This is a genomic window from Escherichia sp. R1 (assembly GCF_003000935.1).
Taxonomy (GTDB): domain Bacteria; phylum Pseudomonadota; class Gammaproteobacteria; order Enterobacterales; family Enterobacteriaceae; genus Escherichia; species Escherichia coli.
The window spans coordinates 1-17066 of record NZ_PSRU01000038.1; the positions used below are offsets into that span (position 1 = coordinate 1).

Here is a 17066-nt window from a genome sequence, read left to right on the forward strand (position 1 = left end):
CACTGCTGCCCCGGCCGTTCATCTCAAAGCCGCTGCCGTCAATCGGGTATGCCTCATACTTACGCCCCTGCCAGGTGACCGGCTCCCCTTTTTCATTCAGCTCATTACAGAAAAAATACCGCTCACCGCCCTGTACCGTCAGGTCGATTTCCCAGAGTACCACCCGCGGTGACTGCTCTGATTTAACCGACTCGTTCAGACTTTCTTCGTGAATATCCTGCATCAGTTCACCACCTGCTCAATCGTACAACTGAAATCACTGTACCTGGCGTTATCTGTGACGCTCCACTCCCGGCATACCACCCTCACCGTCCGGTTATGTTTCGGCGGTCGCCACAAAAAGGCACGGTAACCACCATGCCAGGATAAAAATTCATCCAGCCAGCGCCGGGTTGGTTCATCCGTCACCCGGAACACCGCCTGAAACGTCTTCAGTCTGGCATTAAGTCCCGTCGGTCGGCGCTGTTCATAACCGTCACCAAACCGAACCCTCACCACCGACGGTTTCTCACTCACCTGCATCCCTTCACGCGGGACCAGATGCAGCGTTTTTATCTCAGCCACTCAGCATTCCTCCGTCACGTCGCATGGACAGCATCACCGCCTGCACCCGCTGGTCAATCAGCTGCACAAGACTGCCTGCCGCCTCCGGCCCTATCTGTCCGTTAGCCCCGTCATTCTGAATGGCGATGTGGTAGACCGGGGAATACACCAGACCGGCACTGCCGTTCATACTGCCCACCGCGCGTACGCCCAGCGAGCCATCCGCCGCCCGGGTCAGGGGCATAATGGCTTCAGGTCCGGCTTCCCCCATCAGCCCGGCCCCTTTTGCAAACGCAAAGTACGTGGGCGTGTCCACAATGCTGTTGCTGTACGCACTCAGGTTTGCCGAGGTATACACGCCGCCTTTTGCATTGGCCACCGCACCGCCCAGCCAGTCACCAATGCTGCCAATAAATCCTCCCGCACCGGACATACCGTTTGCCGCCGTCTTAATTCCGTTGACAATCGCGGCATTCATAAGAACTTTTGAGATTTCCTGCAGTACGGATGAGGCCCAGTTGCGCCATTCCACTTTGTTTCCGTTCAGCATCTCCGTGATGTTATTCACCAGTCCTGAAATCCCCTCCGTTGCCAGCTGTGCTGCCTGAGAGGCGTAATCGGATGCATTGTCCACCCAGTTACTGAGCCCCTCCTGCAAGCCTTTCTGCCAGTCCGCACGCTGCGCATCCGATTCGGCATAAAAGGCTGCCTGGTCCTTAAGGCGTTCGCTCAGATACTGCGCGTTCTGTGCCCGTGCCTGTCTGTAAAAATCCTCACTGATATCCCCGGTCTGATACTGAGACTGAAGGTCCGCATCCTTCTGGCGGAAGCTGTCGCGGATCTGCTGCAACTCCCGCATGCGTTCCCTGGCTCGTTCTCCCTGCCCGTACCCCAGCAGTTCGGCTTCATTTGATGCACGCGCAGCCACATTATCATTCTTCAGGGTCTCTTCCCGGGATCGCAACTGTTCCCGGATTTTTTGCTGGTCAATCAGGGCCGCGTTACGCAGCAGTTCCTGCTTCTGCATCTCCGTCAGGGTTTTCAGTTCTCCCTGCGCAGTCTGGTACTTCAGCTTCGCCAGTTCTGTATTCTGACCCGCCAGTGCCAGTTGCTCTTTCTGCTGTTTCAGTAGCCGGGAAAAACTGTCTTCCGCTTTTTCCGTCTCTGATTTTCCACCCCGGGATTTAGGTTTGTTCGCCTCGTTATTACGCCAGGCTTCCAGAGCATTACTGATATAACGCTGTCTCGCCTCCTGATACGAATCCCCCACAAAACCGAGGTCATCGGCCGCATACCCCAGCCGGGCACGCTCTTTTTCTTCCCCTTTCAGTCTGGACAGGGCCAGCTCACGCTCTGTTTTTGTCAGGGCGCTCTGCTGTTTATTATCCAGAGTGGTCTGTGGCAGCCGTAACGGCACATTCACCAGTCCCTGCCGCTGCTGAAGCAGTTCATTCCCCCGCCCCAGCAGACGGTTGAATTCCGTATGCTGACCGTTCATAACCAGCATGGACTGGTACACCTTATTCTGCTCTGCCGCCTGCTGACGAATTAACGCCACACGACGGTCTTCCAGCCCGGCAAGCACATCCTGAATGGACTGCGCTTTTTCCTGCATCTGTGCCAGACGGGACTGCTCAACGGCAAGCTGCTCTGTTGCCTGAGAAAGCCCTTCCGTTACGGTCTTCACCGATGTCAGATGGTTTATCATGAATCCGTCACCGGTTGTCCAGCCAGGGTTAGCCAGAACATACTGATATCCAGCGATTTTTTCCTGCAGGGATTTCACCCGGCTGGCCTGTTCATCAATCAGCCGGTTCTGCTCTGTCAGCGCCGCCCGTGTTCGTCCTTCATTATCTGAGGCTTCAGGCAAAGACATTGACGGCGTTTTATGCGCGATTTCATCTATCGTCAGTGCATACTGGCGCGCTGACTCCCTGGCCTGCTCCTGATTCTGGTACAGCGTATACCATGCTGCTGCCCCCAGCATCACCAGTCCGGGTACGCCACCAACCAGTCCCAACGCACCAGTCATCAGACGTGAACCCACCGCCGTTGTACTGTTCAGCGCATTCTGGGCTGCGGTTCTGGCAGCAATATTTCTGTTCAGGCGTTCCTGTGTGGCCGCCAGACGGGCTTCTGCAGCAATCTGCATCTCCGTCCCGCGGGCTGCCGCCACAGCCTGCTGTGCACGGTACACGGCTGCCCTTGCCCGCGCCGTGGCAATCTGCGTCCCCCTGAGCTGTGCTTCCGCCAGTGCCACTTCATTACGTGCTGCCGTCACAAGTCCTGCCGTGGCAGACACCGCTCCGGAGGCCATATTGCCAAAGTACCGGGCAACCCCGACGGCAACCAGCGCCCCCGCTGCTGTTGCCACTGCATCAATATGTCCGGCCACACCATTCAGCACGCCGGAGAGCGTTTTCGTCGAGCCGCTGGCTTCATTCACACCGCCCACCCAGGCCATAAAGGCGTTTTCCACCTTCGTGATACTACCGGAAACCGTTTCCGGCATGGCCGCATATTCATCACGTAATATCCCCAGCTGGCTGATTAACGCAGGGACCACTTTATCCGCTGTCAGTTTTCCGTCATCCGCCATTGCCTTCAGATCTTTACGGGCCACACCCATCCCCGCAGCAAGCGCGCGGATCACCCGGTCGCCATTTTCGTTAACAGCATTAAATTCTTCGCCACGCAGTACACCCTGTGCCAGTGCCTGGCTGAACTGGGTGATCACCGAACCGGATTCCGCAACTCCAGCCCCTGACAGTTTCAGTCCTGTCGAAATGGCCTCCGTCACCTTCAGCACATCATCAGCACTGTAACCATATTCACGCATTGAGGCTGCCGAGCGGGCAAACAGGGCCGCATTATCTGAAAATGCCGTGCCCGTCCGCTGGCTGATATCCATCAGCACTTTCTGTGATGACGAAAATTCATCGGATGACTGCGACGCCTGTTTCAGTCGGGCATTCACGGAACTCCATTCATCGGCCAGAGAAATCAGGTGCCCGGTGGCAAAGGCACCGGCAAATGCCCCCGCCGTTCCGGCAGCTGAAGCGCGGATTTCCGTCAACTGGCTGTTCAGCTCAGCCAGGGCGCGTCGCTGCTCCCGGGCGACTGCGGCAGCCTGACGCCCGCCATTCTGCAGGGTCCGATAATATTCACTGCCCATGCGGGAAGCCCGCTGGATCTCCGACTGGAATGACTGCGAATTTGCCGAAATTTTGATAATCAGTTCACGTAACGTCGCCATTCACCTTTCTCCGGGCGTAAAAAAACCGCCTCAGCGGTTCTCATCATTCATGACTGTGCTGCAAAGTTCAGCGCGTCTTCCAGCGCCGCAAACGGATCCACCTCCGGCTTATCCTCATCCTCGCCCCAGCAGAGCATGGCGTCCTTCAGTGCAACATTCATCCCCTGTGCCCCGAAAACCGCTTTCACGATCTGTGCATTACGGATATCCCCGCGCTCATCACCCAGCGGGGATACCCTGTCGAACTCCATCCACATCATCGCCTCGCTCGCACTCAGGCTGTGCCGCAGTTCGGATAAGGTGCGCCCCAGACGGAGCGCAAGTCGCATCAGAAAGCGAATTTCCGGGCGGGCTACTTTTTTCTGGCCGACTCTGCATCAGCGATCAGTTCCAGTGCCTGACGCAGCAACCGGGCATGTACCGGACCATAGACGGCCAGCACCTGCTCACGGTCGTCCGGAGTGAACACCCGCTGCAGATCCGTATCACACAGGACATCGCAGAACAGCGTCACATCCGCTTCCAGGTTACGGCGGGTTTTCGCCACCACCGACAGGGTATCGTCATCCTCTCCATCACCATTGAGCACTTCCTGCCACAGATACCAGGCCTCTGCCGAAGGCTCCCGCAGCACCACGCTGACATTACCCCATTCCGGCACCTTCACCGTTTTATGACGAAACCCTGACAGTCTGGCCAGCGCCAGCGTTTTCAGATCCTTTTTCATGATGACCCATCCCCTTATCAGGCGGCTGCGCTCACTGTCACGGTGCATTCAAAAGACGTCACACTCTGTGCTTTCTCTGCCGAATCGGTCACCACGCAGGTATATTTCCCCGCATCAGCGGACTGCGCACCTGGCTTACTGAAGGTGTCTGTCGTCTGCCCGTCAACCGGCTGACCATCCTTCTTCCAGGCGTATTTATACGGCGGCGTTCCCCCGTTGGCACTGACTGACATTGTCAGCAGCGCACCGGTATTCACGGTAAGTGTTTTATCCAGATTTTTCACAAACGCCAGCGGTACCACAAAGGACACCGGTTTGCCTTTCAGACGCAGTGAGAACGTTGCAGCCACCACGCCGTTGGTACCGGATGACCAGGTGTGCTGACGCACTTCCGCCAGGAATTTAAAGCCCTTACCGGACGGAAACAGCACCTTAAACGCATACAACGCGTCATTGTCATAGGCATCACGCAGGGCGTTCTGGGCCTGATTCAGATAAAAATTACCCGACATGGAAATCTCAGACGACGCCCCCAGACCGTTGATGTTCTCCTGCTCTGTGGAGCAGAGCGTGGTCACATCAATATCCTGTTTCTGACCGGCGGTGAACTGGACTTCCTTGATGGTGCAGTCCAGGCGCAGATATTCCGCCTTATCCATAGTTTCAGCAGTCGCCGGGGCAGATGAAATCATCACCTGCGTCAGCTGTGAGCGTTCATACAAAGCAGACATTCTGCCTCCTGATAATAAAAAACCCGCACGCGGCGGGGTATGGTTTTGTAGAAAAAAAGAAAAAGTCACACCGTGACCTGAAACTCCAGGGTTGCACGGTAACAGCGGTTTTCCGGAATATAGTCCTGCATTTCACTGACGGATCCCGGGGCCAGCAGCATTATGGCTTCACGGGCGTCCTGACGTATCTGACGCGCCTGCGTCACAGTCCCGGCATAAACGTCTATCTGCACCGACACTGAGGACTCCGCCTGCCCGCCCATCACGTCCGCTGACACCGATGAAATCAGGCTGAAAACCACCCACGGAAGCGCCACCGACGGCCTGCCATCCAGCAGGGGGACCACATACGGGTACACCTGCCCGCCGGCAAGATGCGCCAGATGAGGATACAAATCCGCCTCCGTCATCGTCTCAGTACCTCATCAATGGCCCGGTTCATCCGCGCAATCGCCACCTGAGCTGCCTGTTCACTGCGCACATCAAACGCCGGGCGCACAAACGGGTGCGGTGGCATATTCACGGTCCCCATTTCCACAAACCGCCAGTAGAAAGCATTGCGCGGGTTATCCGCCTTCATGGTGTTATCGCTGTTACCGGTGTCCGGATTAACACCACGGATATGGACACCGGATTCCATCCCGCCATCGCGGGAGCGCCGGGAAAGGATCACCACATTGCGGCGCAGTTTTCCCCTGCGTACCGGTGCCCGTGACACCACTTCTTCTTTCAGCACATTCGCACCCGCACGGGTTGCCTCACGCAGCACCCGGTTATTTTCCGCACCACTCAGAAGCTGCAAATCGCGGCTGATGTCCTCCAGCCCCGAAAAATCCAGCAGGGTTTCGATCATTTTTCCCCTCCCAGCCGACAGAGAATTTCCAGACGCCCGCCGGTCGTATCCGGCACGGGCAGCCCGACAACGTTCAGGATCCGGTCACGCCATGGACCACTCAGCACATGAAGTCGTGACGCTGCTGTGATTTCCCGGCCGGACTGACCGCGCACCCAGATGCGGATTTCCGCCTGAGCCATTTCCGCACCGGACTGCATCCGCTCCCGGCTGCTCCTGCCCCGGATATCCGCATGAATTTTCCCGCATGACACCCACTCTTCCGTCATTTCTCCGGCAGCATTACGGGTTAACACCGGGTTCAGAACACTTATCATCTGTGTCAGACGACCTGCAGATATTGCCATCCCCCCCCCTCCTCATAACACCGTCGGACAACGCAAATCGTAAATCAGCACGGACACAGAAAACGGCAGTTCCCCCTGCACGAGGTCTTCCCGCTCCGCAAGATCCGGATTCCGGTACAACATCCCGGTCAGGCGCATGGCAGCCCCCTTCATCCGGGTTAATGCCTCGCCCGGGATCAGTTCACCGTCCTCACGGATTACCTTATCCCGGCTGCCCTGAATGTAGGCCAGCAGCACAGCTGTAGCCTGACGAACCTTGTCCATCAGCATGTCATCATCCGCGTCATGGTCAACACGCAGATGAGCCTTGATTTCTTCCAGTGTCAGTAATGCTGTCACTTTCCACCTCCTGCATCCCGCCCTCGTTTTGCAGCCAGGGTCCAGCCTGATGAATGAGCTTCTCCGGGTTTATCACCGGTCATGCTGTTGCAGTGCCACAACGAGCCCCCCCACGTCACCGTATCGCCGGGGTGGTAGGTTTCGCCGGTTCTGAATACACCGCGATAGAGCATCACCGGCAGGGAAAATGTTTTTTCCGTACACTGGCCACTGCTCTGCCGGACCACCACAGTGAACGACCGTTCGCCGGTCATGCTGACGTCAATATCGGCCACCCCGTCAACCAGGCATTCCCATCCCCGCATCCCGTGCGTTTTTTCATACGCCCGCCAGAGTCCGCCCTGGTGTGTGGCATACGTGCCCCGGGGAAAGGATTTTTGCTCATCAATCGCCGGGAATATTTCCAGTGCCGTAGCATCACGCCCGTCCTGTGGAGCCGGCAGGGCACTCACCGCATCCAGAACCGCCTTCTGCAGAACTTCCGGATCGTAGTCACGACCGTCGCGCGGAACGGGGATATGACTCACGGCATCCGTCACCATCTGCTCGAGCATCGGACGCACATCATCCGGTGTGATACTTTTTCCATCTGCCGGTACCGGAAGTTTTCCGACAGCGTCATTCACCGCCCTCAGCAGCACCTCCGGATCATAATCACGACCATCGCGCGGAGCAGGGATATGACTCACTGCGTCCTTCACCATCTGCTCGATCATCGGGCGTACATCATCCGCAGTGACACTTTTACCGTCCGCCGGTACCGGTATTTTCGCGACCGCATCATTCACCGCCTGCTGCAGCACCTCCGGATCATAATCACGACCATCGCGCGGAGCAGGGATATGACTCACTGCGTCCTTCACCATCTGCTCGATCATCGGGCGTACATCATCCGCAGTGACACTTTTACCGTCCGCCGGTACCGGTATTTTCGCGACCGCATCATTCACCGCCTGCTGCAGCACCTCCGGATCATAATCACGACCATCGCGCGGTACCGGAATGGCCCCCACGGCGTCATTCATCATCGCCTGCAGAACAGGGCGCACCTCATCCACCGTCACATGCTTCTGTAACAGAGCAGACAGGGAAGCCAGTTTCTCTTCAAACGCCCCCGACTGTGCGGCCATCTTCTCCTCAAATGTGCGCTGTAAATCCGCCAGCACCGTGGCGAATTCTTCACCCAGCGCACGGATAATGGACAGTTCACGCTCTGTCATTTTCGCAGTATCCCCCTGAACATCGCCTTCACCGCATCACGCTCTGTTTCGCTTATGGCCTTATTACCGTCAGATGCGCCGTCAGGCAGCTGTGATGAAACTGTTTTCCCGGTCGACGCGAACGGATCCTCACGGGCATCACGACGGGACAGCGCCTCCAGACTGTAGTTCTGCTGCTGAAGATACAGTGCATCACCGCCGGCCAGAGGCGGCAGGTTCTCCCGTTTACGGGCCTCATTGGGCGTGAGAAGCGTATTTTTCACCGCATCCCCCAGCGTTTTCATGCGCCGCTCACTGTCCATTCTCAGCAGCGTGGTGACATCAAATTCTGTACTCTCGTTTTCCCCCGTTTCCAGCGCCTCATCCAGTAACAGTTCAATGGACTCAATCAGCGTCTGCAGGCACTGGGAATAATACTGCTGCTCCAGCGCCTCCACGTTGTCACTGGAAGGCGGTTGTCCCACGCCAATCTTGTAGGCCGGGACACGGAACACCGAACAGACAATTTCAGCGGTCATCTTCAGTTGTTCCACCGTCTGCGCATCCACCGGTGAAAACGTCGTGGGGTTGTATTTTGCCCCGTTGCTCAGAATGGCCGTTTTCCCCGCATTTTCGCCTGTATACCCGCTGTCCCAGTTGCTCTTCAGTTTTTTCGCATTTTCTTCCGTAATACTGCCGGGGATCTCAATCACCCCGGACGGCCTGCCGCCATTTCTGAAAAAAGACGTCGAATTTTCCTGAATATGATGCCCCTGCGTGGCCGCCAGCCCGGCAGCATACACCGGCGGCAGCCCCACAAGCGGATGAAAAAAACAGTTAAACCGGTCGTGGATCACTTCCCTGGCAGGCACCGTCACCGCCTCAGTGATCCCGCAGTTCCGGTCCGGTGTAATGCGATAGAACACCTCGCCGTCATCCGCCACCAGAGGTTCAACCCGGCTCCAGTCCAGAATACGCAGTTCTTTGATCTGCCCCCGGGAGTTACGGATTTTCAACACCACCGTATTGCCGTGACGCAGTTTGGCGTTCAGCCACAGTTCAAAAAACTGGATACGATTCTGCTGTGCATTGGGACGACGACAGAGACGGGCAATATCCCCCTGTCGTTTTTCACGGCGGATCCCCTGTGTATCGGTCTGCATCAGGCGCAGCCGCATTTTGGCGATATCCTGGGATATCAGCGAAATGCAAGAAAACACCGCGTGAAAGGACAAAACGGTTTCCGGATCGGCTTTCACACCCTGCTGCCAGGCACCGGCAAAAGGCTCAGCCACCGCCTGAAACAGGCTGGTCCAGCCCACCTCTTTTACATCACGTCCTGATTTCTGGTTTTTTCGGGTTCGCCGCAAAAGGTTCCACATTCGCCATGCTCCGCATCACGTTTCTTTTTCTGACCTGCCGGACGTCGCACTGTGATGTACTCCGCCTTCCCCAGGCGAACCAGCACCTCCGCACACGGCTGTGCCACATCACGGATATCCCCGGCCCGGGCATCATGCGTGCCCTGCAGATACTGGATTTTTGCCATCAGTTACTGCGGGAAGCTCGCGCCTCCCGCCCTCCTCATCAGACTCAGCCGCCGGACGCAGTTCCGTAGTTCACACCGGTGATCACCGCCACTGCCGCGGTACGGCGACGACGCCAGTTGATCCAGCGCTCCGCACGGATGGCCACGCTGCCGGTCTGGAACATGGAGACCAGCTCCACCGGTGACGGTGTGCTGCTGTCGCTGGTCGGTTCAGACTGCATCTCCAGTGACGCTTCACGGGACATATCCACCGCCACACCGCCGTCATCAGCCAGATAAATATCCGGCGCATTCACCAGCACCAGCTGGTCACCCACGTACTGGGAGACAATCACCGGCAGGCCCTGGAAGGTGCCGCCAAGCAGGGTCATGTCCGGATATTCCTTCTGACCCAGCGCATTTTTACGCATGGACAGCGCCAGGGCATTTGTGCTGGACATCAGCCAGACCGCACCGGTGGGCTGCAGGTTTGCTGCCACAAACTGACCAAACGCGGCTTCCGCATCCGTATCCGGGTTACCGGTTGATGCCGTGCCCTTCACATCATGGGTGATGGACGCAGGGGAAACATCGGCCACCGCCGCTTTTTTCGGGTCCACAAAGTCTGTGTCCAGACGCGCCACCACCGCTTCCGCCAGTGCATTACGGACCAGCGCATCGGCGGCAGGACTGGAAAAACGGATCAGCTCTTCCGTCAGTACCGCAATAGCCGCCACCTTCGCATGACTGAAGGTGATGGATTCAAAATCAAACTTCGTCAGGGGTCTGGCCTTACCCTGCCCCACCCAGCCGGCAGCACCACCGGACACCTGGGCATGCACGCGAATATTGAACGGCACCTGACGAAGTGCCGGGATCCCGCCATGACCAAATCGCCCGATAATGGTCTGCGGACGCAGATAATCAATAAAGTCCTGCGCATATTCCTGATATTCAGACAGGCTGCCTGCCCACTGTGGGTCCGTGGTGGTCCCTGCCCCCACCGCCGACTTCAGGACATGATGCAGACGGCTGTCATCCGGATACTGACGACGGGCCACTTCCAGGGCTTCAGAGCGGACACCTTTAGCCGCGGCCAGTGATTTGGCAAAGCGGGCGAAACCAATCCCCTTCTCCAGTTTCTGCTCAACACGGATCACCGGCGCTGAAGCCACCGTGGCCACATTCCCGTTACCGGCCTGTTTCACCGGCTGTGCCGTGGCGGCCTTACTGGTTTCCAGTTCACGCAGACGCTTCAGGTGCGCATCCACCTGACGGATTTCCGCTGCGGTGTTGTCGTAGTGCTCTTCCTCTTCCACATCCAGTGTGCGGCCTTCCTCTGCGGCTTTGGTCATGACCTCCTCAAGGGAGGCTGCCAGCGCCGCACGCTTGTTTTCAAAACTTTTAATCTGTTCACCAGTATTCATTGCTGACTTTTCCTTATGAAAAGAGGTTATTGACTGTGCCGAAGCGCCGGCAGAAGATGCGATTTTCACCACCGGTTTCCGGTTGCCGGACGCGGCAGAAAACGGGCGGTCGAAAGATTTAATGGTCTGGATGGTGCATTCCGCATTCGCGGGCACGGTGACGGCAGACACCTCCATCAGCTCCCAGCGCAGAAAATGCAGTCCGCCTCCGTCCAGATAAGTGTATTCATGGGGCCGGAAGCCCACAGAAAGCCCCCTGACCAGCCCGGTCTTAATGGCAGCCCATGCCTCATCCAGCCGGGCAGCCAGTTGCGACGGCATATCCGGTACGGGCTTCACCAGTGTTGCCGTGATTTCCAGCCCTTCCCTGATCCGACGCACCGTACACTGGCCTACAGGGCGGGAATGGTCATGCTGCCAGAGAAACGGGATCGTACTGCCAAACTCCGCCCCCTCCGGCTCCAGGATGTCACCATCCCGATCCGGAGAAGGCGTTGACGCAATCCCGGTGATCACCCGTTCATCCTCACTGAAGGATTTCACCGTCAGCAGGGAACAGGCCCGTTTAAGAGTCACATCAGCCTCCTGAAAATAAAAAAAACCGCCGCAGCGGTTCATGATGGTTACAGGGTGAGCAGGGTTATATGAAAAAAACCTCATACGCTTTCTTTTTCGGTTCCGGATTCAGGGACATCAGGGACACCGCATTGAAGAGCGCCATCAGCGGGTCAATTTTTCCCCGTCCGCTGGCCTGTTTGGTAATAAGGATGGCGTTACCTTTAGGCTCCACCCGGGCATTGCCGACACACCAGGCCATCAGGGGCTGGCCACCATGCACCAGTACCCCTTCAGCCAGTTTGCGCTCGGTGGTTTTGATGGCCCCGCCCAGCTTCCAGCCCTGGCTTATCCCCACCACAATTCCGTCGGGGATCCCGGCTTCCGCCAGTGAATCCAGAATCTGCCCCACCCCTGACGGGTCAATACCGATATGGTCCAGTAACTCAGCCTCATGAATGCGACGCACATATTCCGCCACTTCCGCCGTGTCATCCCCGACACGCCGGACAATGGTCATATCTCCACAGGCAACAAGATCCTGAAACCGGGACGCCTCGCTCTTCCGTCGGACCACCGCGGTTTCATGCGCCCAGGCATGGCCCCAGCCCAGCCATTCGCGGGTCTCCCGGTCACGCCCAATCACATACATCCCCAGCAGATCATCCAGCCCTCCGCCGTCAATCCCCACCGTCACCACATCAGCACGACGCAGGATATCGTCCAGGCTGATACAACGGCCCTGCTCTTCCCAGAAATCAGCCCCCGCCCAGCGGTCAGAGCGCAGGGCAAGACCAATTTCCACATTGGCGTGTTTTGACATGAACCCCCGGAATGTCTCTTCACCGGCTTCCCGGGCTTTACGGTACTCCCGGTACAGAAAGGCCTCATCCACTGAATAGCCGAGATTCGGATTGACCATGGCGAGGTTTTCCATCAGCAGGTGAGCCCCGCTTTCCACCATTTCAGGAGGGTGTTCAAATATCACCGGCAGAAAGTGCGGATCATGAATTTTGCCGTCGCGCACATCCCGGGCGTACTGCAGTTTCTGTCTGAACACCCCGGCAGGCGGTTCATTCGACTGGGTGGTCGTATACACCACAAACCCTTCCGGGCGGGAGGCAAGGCCGCCTATGGCTTCACGTAACATGTCCTCCGCCTTGCACTGCTTGCCAAACAGCCACAACTCATCAATCAGCGTACCCACGGACTTGATACCGGACACCGTATTCGGATCGGCAGCCACCACCTTCAGGGTGGTGTCTGTCACCCTGTGGGTGATGGTCCGGATATGGGTCTGTACCTGGCAGAGGTCATCCAGATCATCGTCACGTCGTACCATATCCCGGGCAGGGTTGAAGGCGTTGGCCGCCACCTCCACAGTCGGGGCCAGAATCGTGTAACCCGCCGCCTGCCGCCAGTTCAGTAACAGTGCAGTCATCATGATCCCCGCGGCCAGCGTGGACTTCGAGTTTTTCTTGGGGATAAGGATAAAAACTTCCTTGATATGGCGTACACCGGTCTGCGCATCGTAGGAGCCAAACAGGGCCGCCACCAGGTCAAACACCCACGGTGCACAGGACTCCCCGAACGTCGGGCTACCAGGTGCATCCACAATCCGCAGTTGTTTAAAAATCGCCAGGGCATGTGCGGCCTCGTCCGGATAAATCGGATCCGGAATAATCGACAGCCCCTTTTTCAGGCGCTCTGCCCAGTCCGGGCAGGCTGTGCTCCATACAGGTATCATCCGTTGCCCTCATTATCGTTATTCACCACCAGTCGGGGTGGCGGTGGCACCGCAAAACGGTTAGCCGCTTTTTTCGCGGCATCACCTTTTGCCGATTTTTTCCCGGTATCCCCTTTTTTATGGTGCGTGAACTGCGCCAGACGCCAGGCCGCATCCAGTGCCAGTTTCGGATCAATGCAGAGGTTTTCCACCAGGATCCGCCCCATGGCTTTCACCGGATCGGGAAGACCATCCTCCATATATTCAATACCAGGAGACATCACCGCGGACGGTGGCATCTCCGGATTATTTTCGTCCGGCTGAGGTATTGCAGCCGCCTCACGGCGACGGGGTTTATCCTCCTGCTCTGATTTTTTCTGCCGGTAAACAGGAACCTCATCCACCTCCACCGTCTCGCATTGTTTACGGGCTATAAACGCAAGCACCTCCGGATCTTTTGCCAGCTGCGAGCCTTTAACCCTGGCGGTCTTCGCCGAATAACCGGCGGCAATGGCTGACGCTGTTTTGTTTTTCCCGGACATGAGCGCCAGCGCAAATTTTCGTTTTTGCGTTGTCAGCACAGCCTCCTCCCGGGTCCAGAACGCACTCAGCCGGGTATGGTTCAGCCCATTTTTCCCCGGCGTCTCATGCCGCAAATGTTAACTGCTGCCTGGTTAACATTTGCTGAAAAAGCCTGTTAACATTTTTTCCGCACAACAAACTGAATAATAAAGATAAAAACCGCAAAAATGCCCGGGCAGCCAGTTAACATGTTAACTGCCCTGAAACGGGAATTTTTTCTCTGCGTGAGAGGGGGCGCGGTGTCCAAAGCGATCGTTTTTTACGCCGGATGATACCCCCCCCGGGTCGGGTTACAGTCCGATGATGTCGTCCGCTCTGTCACTACCTCCGGACACCTCCGGCAGCGTCGGGTCCGGCATACCACCCGCCGCTTCACGAGCAGACTTTTGTCGATGGCATTCGGTACAGAGCGTCCAGAGATTCGTCTCCTCATTACCACCACCGAACTGAAGTGCAATTCGGTGATCGAGTTCACTGTCACAGAGGTCAACCACACGACCACAGATACAGCACTGCCCGGCGTCCCTCAGCCAGATATGACGCTTGAGGGAAACACGTGCACTGCCACTGACACGACGCTGTTCCCCCTTCAGAATATTCACCCGTCGGGTATTCAGTGTTTTGATTCTGCTCTGGAGTGTACGAAGCTCAGCCATGTAAAATCCCCGTCATATGGCAATCAGTAAAGGAAATAAATATGTCATCGAAAAACCGGACCCGCAGAACCACAACCCGCAATATCCGTTTCCCCAATCACATAATTGAACAAATCAACATAGCCCTTGAGCATAAAGGGTCCGGTAACTTTTCAGCGTGGGTTATTGAAGCCTGCAGGAGAAGGCTGGCAACAGATGCAACGCATCTGCGCCCGACCAGCATGACAAATAACGAGAAATGAACGTTCGGTTTCTTCCACCATCGCACCGGACAGGCGACTATGAGGGGACAACGCCGCGCTCCGTTAACGCGGTAAACCCCGGTGTGTATCGTTTTTGATTATCCCCGCACACTCGCGCAGAGGAGTCTCCCTGTCGGGCTGCGGTCTCTGTTAATGCAGGAATACGGCGACAATACCGCGCATGGATAATAAGGTCGCTCAACACACTGGCTGTAATGCAGCGGATACCATGCGGCATTTAGCGGCATTCATCGTACACTCCACGGTTAGCTCTTCATTCGTGGCATTCACCTGAAAGGTCCGGGAGTGTAATTGCGTACATTTACCACTGAACGAACCTTCAACAAGAACACGACCACGCTGCAAAATACGGAACGGAATTGTTCCCTGAAAAGGTTCTACGGTTACCCGTAATTTCTTCATGTATCCTCCGGATAATAAAAAGCCAGCTTAGTGCACTGAGTGCGGATATATTCCTGCGCCCCTTCCAGCTGCTTCTGCATTGTCATCAGCCGTTCTCTGAGGATGAAATAATCCCGTTCAGCGGTGTCTGCCAGTTGGGGGCCGGTTGCATTATCCACGCGGGCGGTACCGGTGGCTTCACGCACGGGACCTGGACAGGTGGCGTTGATACGCAGGCGCTTACGACCAGCGGCAACGTCAGCGCGAAGAGTTTCATTTTCAGCTCTCGCATCGGCTAATTCCCTCGAGTATTTTGCATCGAGCGCAGCAACATCACGCTGACGCATCTGCATGTCAGTAATTGCCGCGTTCGCCAGCTTCAGTTCTCTGACATTTTTGTCGCGCTGGGCTTTGTAGGTTATGGCGTTATCACGGTAATGATTCAGCCCCAGACTAAGCGCACCACAGGCCACCAGCAGGGCAATGATGACCACGCACAGTACGCGGTTCATTTCACCACCAGCGTATCTGACCGATGAAATAACCGGAGGCCATAATCACAAACACCAGCCAGATAAGAATGAACTTCCAGGTGGATAATTTTTCAGCCATCACTCGAATCTCCCGAATCAGTTTGCTAAAATCAAACACACTTTCTCCTTTGACTTTTCCAGAGTCAGGAAACACAAAACCCCGCTTGCAGCCAACAAACGGGGTTTTTACTTTTATTCACTTAGTTTTTGTCAGTTCGCAGGATTTCGTGTTATCCGTCCGTGTGAGCAAACCGCATTTTTCAGCAAAATATTCTGCTTATCTGTCAATTCCCCAGCACGCCAGCGCACTCTCCTGGTCGCGACGGGATACCTGACCGTAACAGTTGTTTGAACGAATACGGCAGTCTCTGCCACCGTCCTTAATCCACCAGCGAATCGCTTCGCAGGCACCTTTTCGATCACCTGCATTAATTCGTCTGTAAAACGTCGACGGGAAACACTTACCGGGACCAATGTTGTACGGACAGAATGACGCGATCCCCGCTTTCTGGGGTTCGGTCAGTGGCACTCTGATGTTTTTCTCCACCCATGCCAGCGCCTTATCACGCTCAATGGCGTTAACCCGGTCGCATTTTGCCTTCGACAACTTCATGCCTGGAACAACAGGTTTACCATCCACCATGATGGCACCACGGCAGATGGTCCAGATCCCCGCACCATCACGGTATGCCGTGGTGTGGTTACCTTCCTTTTCATCCAGAAACTGGTCGAGAATGTCAGGCGCAGGCGCACCAGCGGCAATCAGCGCCAGAACGGCAGCCGACAGGCCGTATCTGATTTTTGCGTTCATGGATATTTATCAGGATTTATCGGTTTCTGCCCACGGACAGGTTTATCTGTTCCGGTCAGTGAATTAAGGTTGTGATTCCGGTGGAGTCTTCAGAGAACCAGTAATTCTTCCCGGTAGATTTCCTTTGTAGGTTATCCATACATTCTGCGCCTCTAAAATCACGGGGCGCTTTTCCGGCAACGGTTCGTTCCCTTCACATAACCCGGCAGCAACATCCATGAAAAACTGCTTCGCCTGCTTTTTCGCCTCAGCTTCGTAAAACTCCAGCGTGGCACCTTCAGTACGGTCAAGACTAATCGCCACATCTGGCAACAACAGTGACGGATACCCACCAACTTCCAGTGCCACAGTAACAGTAATCTTATCCGGGTAATTATTTATCCCTTTAACAACCAGTTCGTATTTTTTCTTCATCGCTTTACTCTCCCCGCGCCGCCTTACGCCGGTCCTCTCTGATTTTGAAATACAGGTTAGTCAGATATGTCAGCAGCCCAAACAGCAGACTCCCCAGCACGCCTATTGCCGCCCACTGAGACGGGGAAACCCTGTCCAGCAACTGCAGGAACCAGTAGCCCGTTCCCACCGCTGACGTGGTGTATGACACACCTG

The 17066-nt window shown here is 56.2% G+C and carries 22 protein-coding genes and 1 pseudogene; 1 reads left to right on the plus strand and 22 read right to left on the minus strand.

From position 1 onward, the window contains the following. The 16 genes and pseudogenes from C4F37_RS25775 to C4F37_RS25850 all read right to left on the minus strand — a co-directional run. Positions 1-223: phage minor tail protein L (locus C4F37_RS25775; RefSeq protein WP_106106737.1), on the minus strand; the 223-nt coding region annotated here is incomplete at its 3' end. Then, positions 223-564 carry a phage tail protein gene (locus C4F37_RS25780; protein ID WP_000807940.1) on the minus strand — a complete coding sequence of 114 codons (342 nt, stop codon included), beginning with the start codon at positions 562-564 and terminating at the stop codon, positions 223-225. The genes C4F37_RS25780 and C4F37_RS25775, both read right to left, overlap by 1 nt. Continuing rightward, a complete protein-coding gene (locus C4F37_RS25785; protein ID WP_106106738.1) occupies positions 557-3799 on the minus strand; it encodes a phage tail tape measure protein in 3243 nt (1080 codons plus the stop codon). Before C4F37_RS25785 ends, C4F37_RS25780 begins: the two co-directional genes overlap by 8 nt. Before the next feature lie 47 nt (positions 3800-3846). Next, entirely contained in the window at positions 3847-4128 is a 282-nt protein-coding gene (locus C4F37_RS25790; RefSeq protein ID WP_001234267.1) for a phage tail assembly protein T, read from the minus strand. Positions 4129-4151: 23 nt separating this feature from the next. Then, positions 4152-4526 (minus strand): phage tail assembly chaperone, encoded by a 375-nt coding sequence (locus C4F37_RS25795; RefSeq protein WP_000710952.1) that lies wholly within the window; start codon positions 4524-4526, stop codon positions 4152-4154. 17 nt (positions 4527-4543) lie between these two features. Continuing rightward, the gene (locus C4F37_RS25800) at positions 4544-5257 is read right to left on the minus strand and encodes a major tail subunit (RefSeq protein ID WP_001275433.1); all 714 of its coding nucleotides are present in this window, start codon (positions 5255-5257) and stop codon (positions 4544-4546) included. Between the two features lie 65 nt (positions 5258-5322). Next, a complete protein-coding gene (gene gp17, locus C4F37_RS25805; protein ID WP_000133388.1) occupies positions 5323-5667 on the minus strand; it encodes a tail completion protein gp17 in 345 nt (114 codons plus the stop codon). Beyond that, on the minus strand, positions 5664-6110 hold the full coding sequence (locus tag C4F37_RS25810) for an HK97-gp10 family putative phage morphogenesis protein (protein ID WP_000573362.1): 447 nt from the start codon (positions 6108-6110) through the stop codon (positions 5664-5666). Before C4F37_RS25810 ends, gp17 begins: the two co-directional genes overlap by 4 nt. After that, complete coding sequence (locus C4F37_RS25815; protein ID WP_001007909.1) at positions 6107-6457, minus strand: phage head closure protein; 351 nt, start codon at positions 6455-6457, stop codon at positions 6107-6109. Before C4F37_RS25815 ends, C4F37_RS25810 begins: the two co-directional genes overlap by 4 nt. A 12-nt stretch (positions 6458-6469) precedes the next feature. Next, the gene (locus tag C4F37_RS25820) at positions 6470-6796 is read right to left on the minus strand and encodes a head-tail connector protein (RefSeq protein WP_000125984.1); all 327 of its coding nucleotides are present in this window, start codon (positions 6794-6796) and stop codon (positions 6470-6472) included. Beyond that, positions 6793-9377 (minus strand): annotated as a pseudogene (locus tag C4F37_RS25825) (phage portal protein). Before C4F37_RS25825 ends, C4F37_RS25820 begins: the two are co-directional and overlap by 4 nt. Continuing rightward, complete coding sequence (locus C4F37_RS25830) at positions 9323-9544, minus strand: hypothetical protein (protein ID WP_001063027.1); 222 nt, start codon at positions 9542-9544, stop codon at positions 9323-9325. The pseudogene C4F37_RS25825 and the gene C4F37_RS25830 overlap by 55 nt, the downstream one beginning before the upstream one ends. Before the next feature lie 44 nt (positions 9545-9588). Next, positions 9589-11526, minus strand: coding sequence for a phage major capsid protein (locus C4F37_RS25835; protein WP_000173054.1), 1938 nt, complete (start codon positions 11524-11526; stop codon positions 9589-9591). Positions 11527-11590: 64 nt separating this feature from the next. Further along, the gene (locus C4F37_RS25840) at positions 11591-13252 is read right to left on the minus strand and encodes a terminase large subunit (protein WP_001304597.1); all 1662 of its coding nucleotides are present in this window, start codon (positions 13250-13252) and stop codon (positions 11591-11593) included. Further along, positions 13249-13812, minus strand: a complete 564-nt coding sequence (locus C4F37_RS25845) for a terminase small subunit (RefSeq protein ID WP_000958372.1) — start codon at positions 13810-13812, stop codon at positions 13249-13251. Before C4F37_RS25845 ends, C4F37_RS25840 begins: the two co-directional genes overlap by 4 nt. 291 nt (positions 13813-14103) lie before the next feature. Next, on the minus strand, positions 14104-14469 hold the full coding sequence (locus C4F37_RS25850) for an HNH endonuclease (RefSeq protein WP_000829186.1): 366 nt from the start codon (positions 14467-14469) through the stop codon (positions 14104-14106). Between the two features lie 41 nt (positions 14470-14510). On the opposite strand from C4F37_RS25850, the gene C4F37_RS25855 reads away from it, so the two are divergent. After that, entirely contained in the window at positions 14511-14711 is a 201-nt protein-coding gene (locus C4F37_RS25855) for a YlcI/YnfO family protein (protein WP_001304598.1), read from the plus strand. Between the two features lie 198 nt (positions 14712-14909). On the opposite strand, the gene C4F37_RS25865 is transcribed toward C4F37_RS25855, so the two are convergent. From C4F37_RS25865 to C4F37_RS25885, 6 genes are all read right to left on the minus strand, one after another. Further along, a complete protein-coding gene (locus C4F37_RS25865; RefSeq protein WP_000736383.1) occupies positions 14910-15134 on the minus strand; it encodes a hypothetical protein in 225 nt (74 codons plus the stop codon). After that, positions 15131-15625: a lysis protein gene (locus tag C4F37_RS25870; protein WP_001082534.1), complete on the minus strand. Its 495-nt coding sequence runs from the start codon at positions 15623-15625 to the stop codon at positions 15131-15133. Before C4F37_RS25870 ends, C4F37_RS25865 begins: the two co-directional genes overlap by 4 nt. 1 nt (position 15626) lies before the next feature. Next, complete coding sequence (locus C4F37_RS27610) at positions 15627-15764, minus strand: hypothetical protein (RefSeq protein ID WP_000459345.1); 138 nt, start codon at positions 15762-15764, stop codon at positions 15627-15629. A 159-nt stretch (positions 15765-15923) separates the two neighbouring features. Then, positions 15924-16457, minus strand: a complete 534-nt coding sequence (locus C4F37_RS25875) for a lysozyme (RefSeq protein ID WP_000992075.1) — start codon at positions 16455-16457, stop codon at positions 15924-15926. Between the two features lie 63 nt (positions 16458-16520). Next, a complete protein-coding gene (locus tag C4F37_RS25880; RefSeq protein WP_000731249.1) occupies positions 16521-16871 on the minus strand; it encodes a YdfR family protein in 351 nt (116 codons plus the stop codon). Between the two features lie 4 nt (positions 16872-16875). Further along, a partial coding sequence (locus C4F37_RS25885) for a class II holin family protein (RefSeq protein ID WP_032286075.1) occupies positions 16876-17066 on the minus strand: 191 nt, incomplete at its 5' end.

What these genes read in the sequence shown, in the direction of transcription:
- C4F37_RS25785 (WP_106106738.1), bottom strand. Translation starts at nt 3,799, where the DNA reads ATGGCGACGTTACGTGAACTGATTATCAAAATTTCGGCAAATTCGCAG.
- C4F37_RS25790 (WP_001234267.1), bottom strand. Translation starts at nt 4,128, where the DNA reads ATGCGACTTGCGCTCCGTCTGGGGCGCACCTTATCCGAACTGCGGCAC.
- C4F37_RS25795 (WP_000710952.1), bottom strand. Translation starts at nt 4,526, where the DNA reads ATGAAAAAGGATCTGAAAACGCTGGCGCTGGCCAGACTGTCAGGGTTT.
- C4F37_RS25800 (WP_001275433.1), bottom strand. Translation starts at nt 5,257, where the DNA reads ATGTCTGCTTTGTATGAACGCTCACAGCTGACGCAGGTGATGATTTCA.
- gp17 (WP_000133388.1), bottom strand. Translation starts at nt 5,667, where the DNA reads ATGACGGAGGCGGATTTGTATCCTCATCTGGCGCATCTTGCCGGCGGG.
- C4F37_RS25810 (WP_000573362.1), bottom strand. Translation starts at nt 6,110, where the DNA reads ATGATCGAAACCCTGCTGGATTTTTCGGGGCTGGAGGACATCAGCCGC.
- C4F37_RS25815 (WP_001007909.1), bottom strand. Translation starts at nt 6,457, where the DNA reads ATGGCAATATCTGCAGGTCGTCTGACACAGATGATAAGTGTTCTGAAC.
- C4F37_RS25830 (WP_001063027.1), bottom strand. Translation starts at nt 9,544, where the DNA reads ATGGCAAAAATCCAGTATCTGCAGGGCACGCATGATGCCCGGGCCGGG.
- C4F37_RS25840 (WP_001304597.1), bottom strand. Translation starts at nt 13,252, where the DNA reads ATGATACCTGTATGGAGCACAGCCTGCCCGGACTGGGCAGAGCGCCTG.
- C4F37_RS25850 (WP_000829186.1), bottom strand. Translation starts at nt 14,469, where the DNA reads ATGGCTGAGCTTCGTACACTCCAGAGCAGAATCAAAACACTGAATACC.
- C4F37_RS25855 (WP_001304598.1), top strand. Translation starts at nt 14,511, where the DNA reads ATGTCATCGAAAAACCGGACCCGCAGAACCACAACCCGCAATATCCGT.
- C4F37_RS25865 (WP_000736383.1), bottom strand. Translation starts at nt 15,134, where the DNA reads ATGAAGAAATTACGGGTAACCGTAGAACCTTTTCAGGGAACAATTCCG.
- C4F37_RS25870 (WP_001082534.1), bottom strand. Translation starts at nt 15,625, where the DNA reads ATGAACCGCGTACTGTGCGTGGTCATCATTGCCCTGCTGGTGGCCTGT.
- C4F37_RS25875 (WP_000992075.1), bottom strand. Translation starts at nt 16,457, where the DNA reads ATGAACGCAAAAATCAGATACGGCCTGTCGGCTGCCGTTCTGGCGCTG.
- C4F37_RS25880 (WP_000731249.1), bottom strand. Translation starts at nt 16,871, where the DNA reads ATGAAGAAAAAATACGAACTGGTTGTTAAAGGGATAAATAATTACCCG.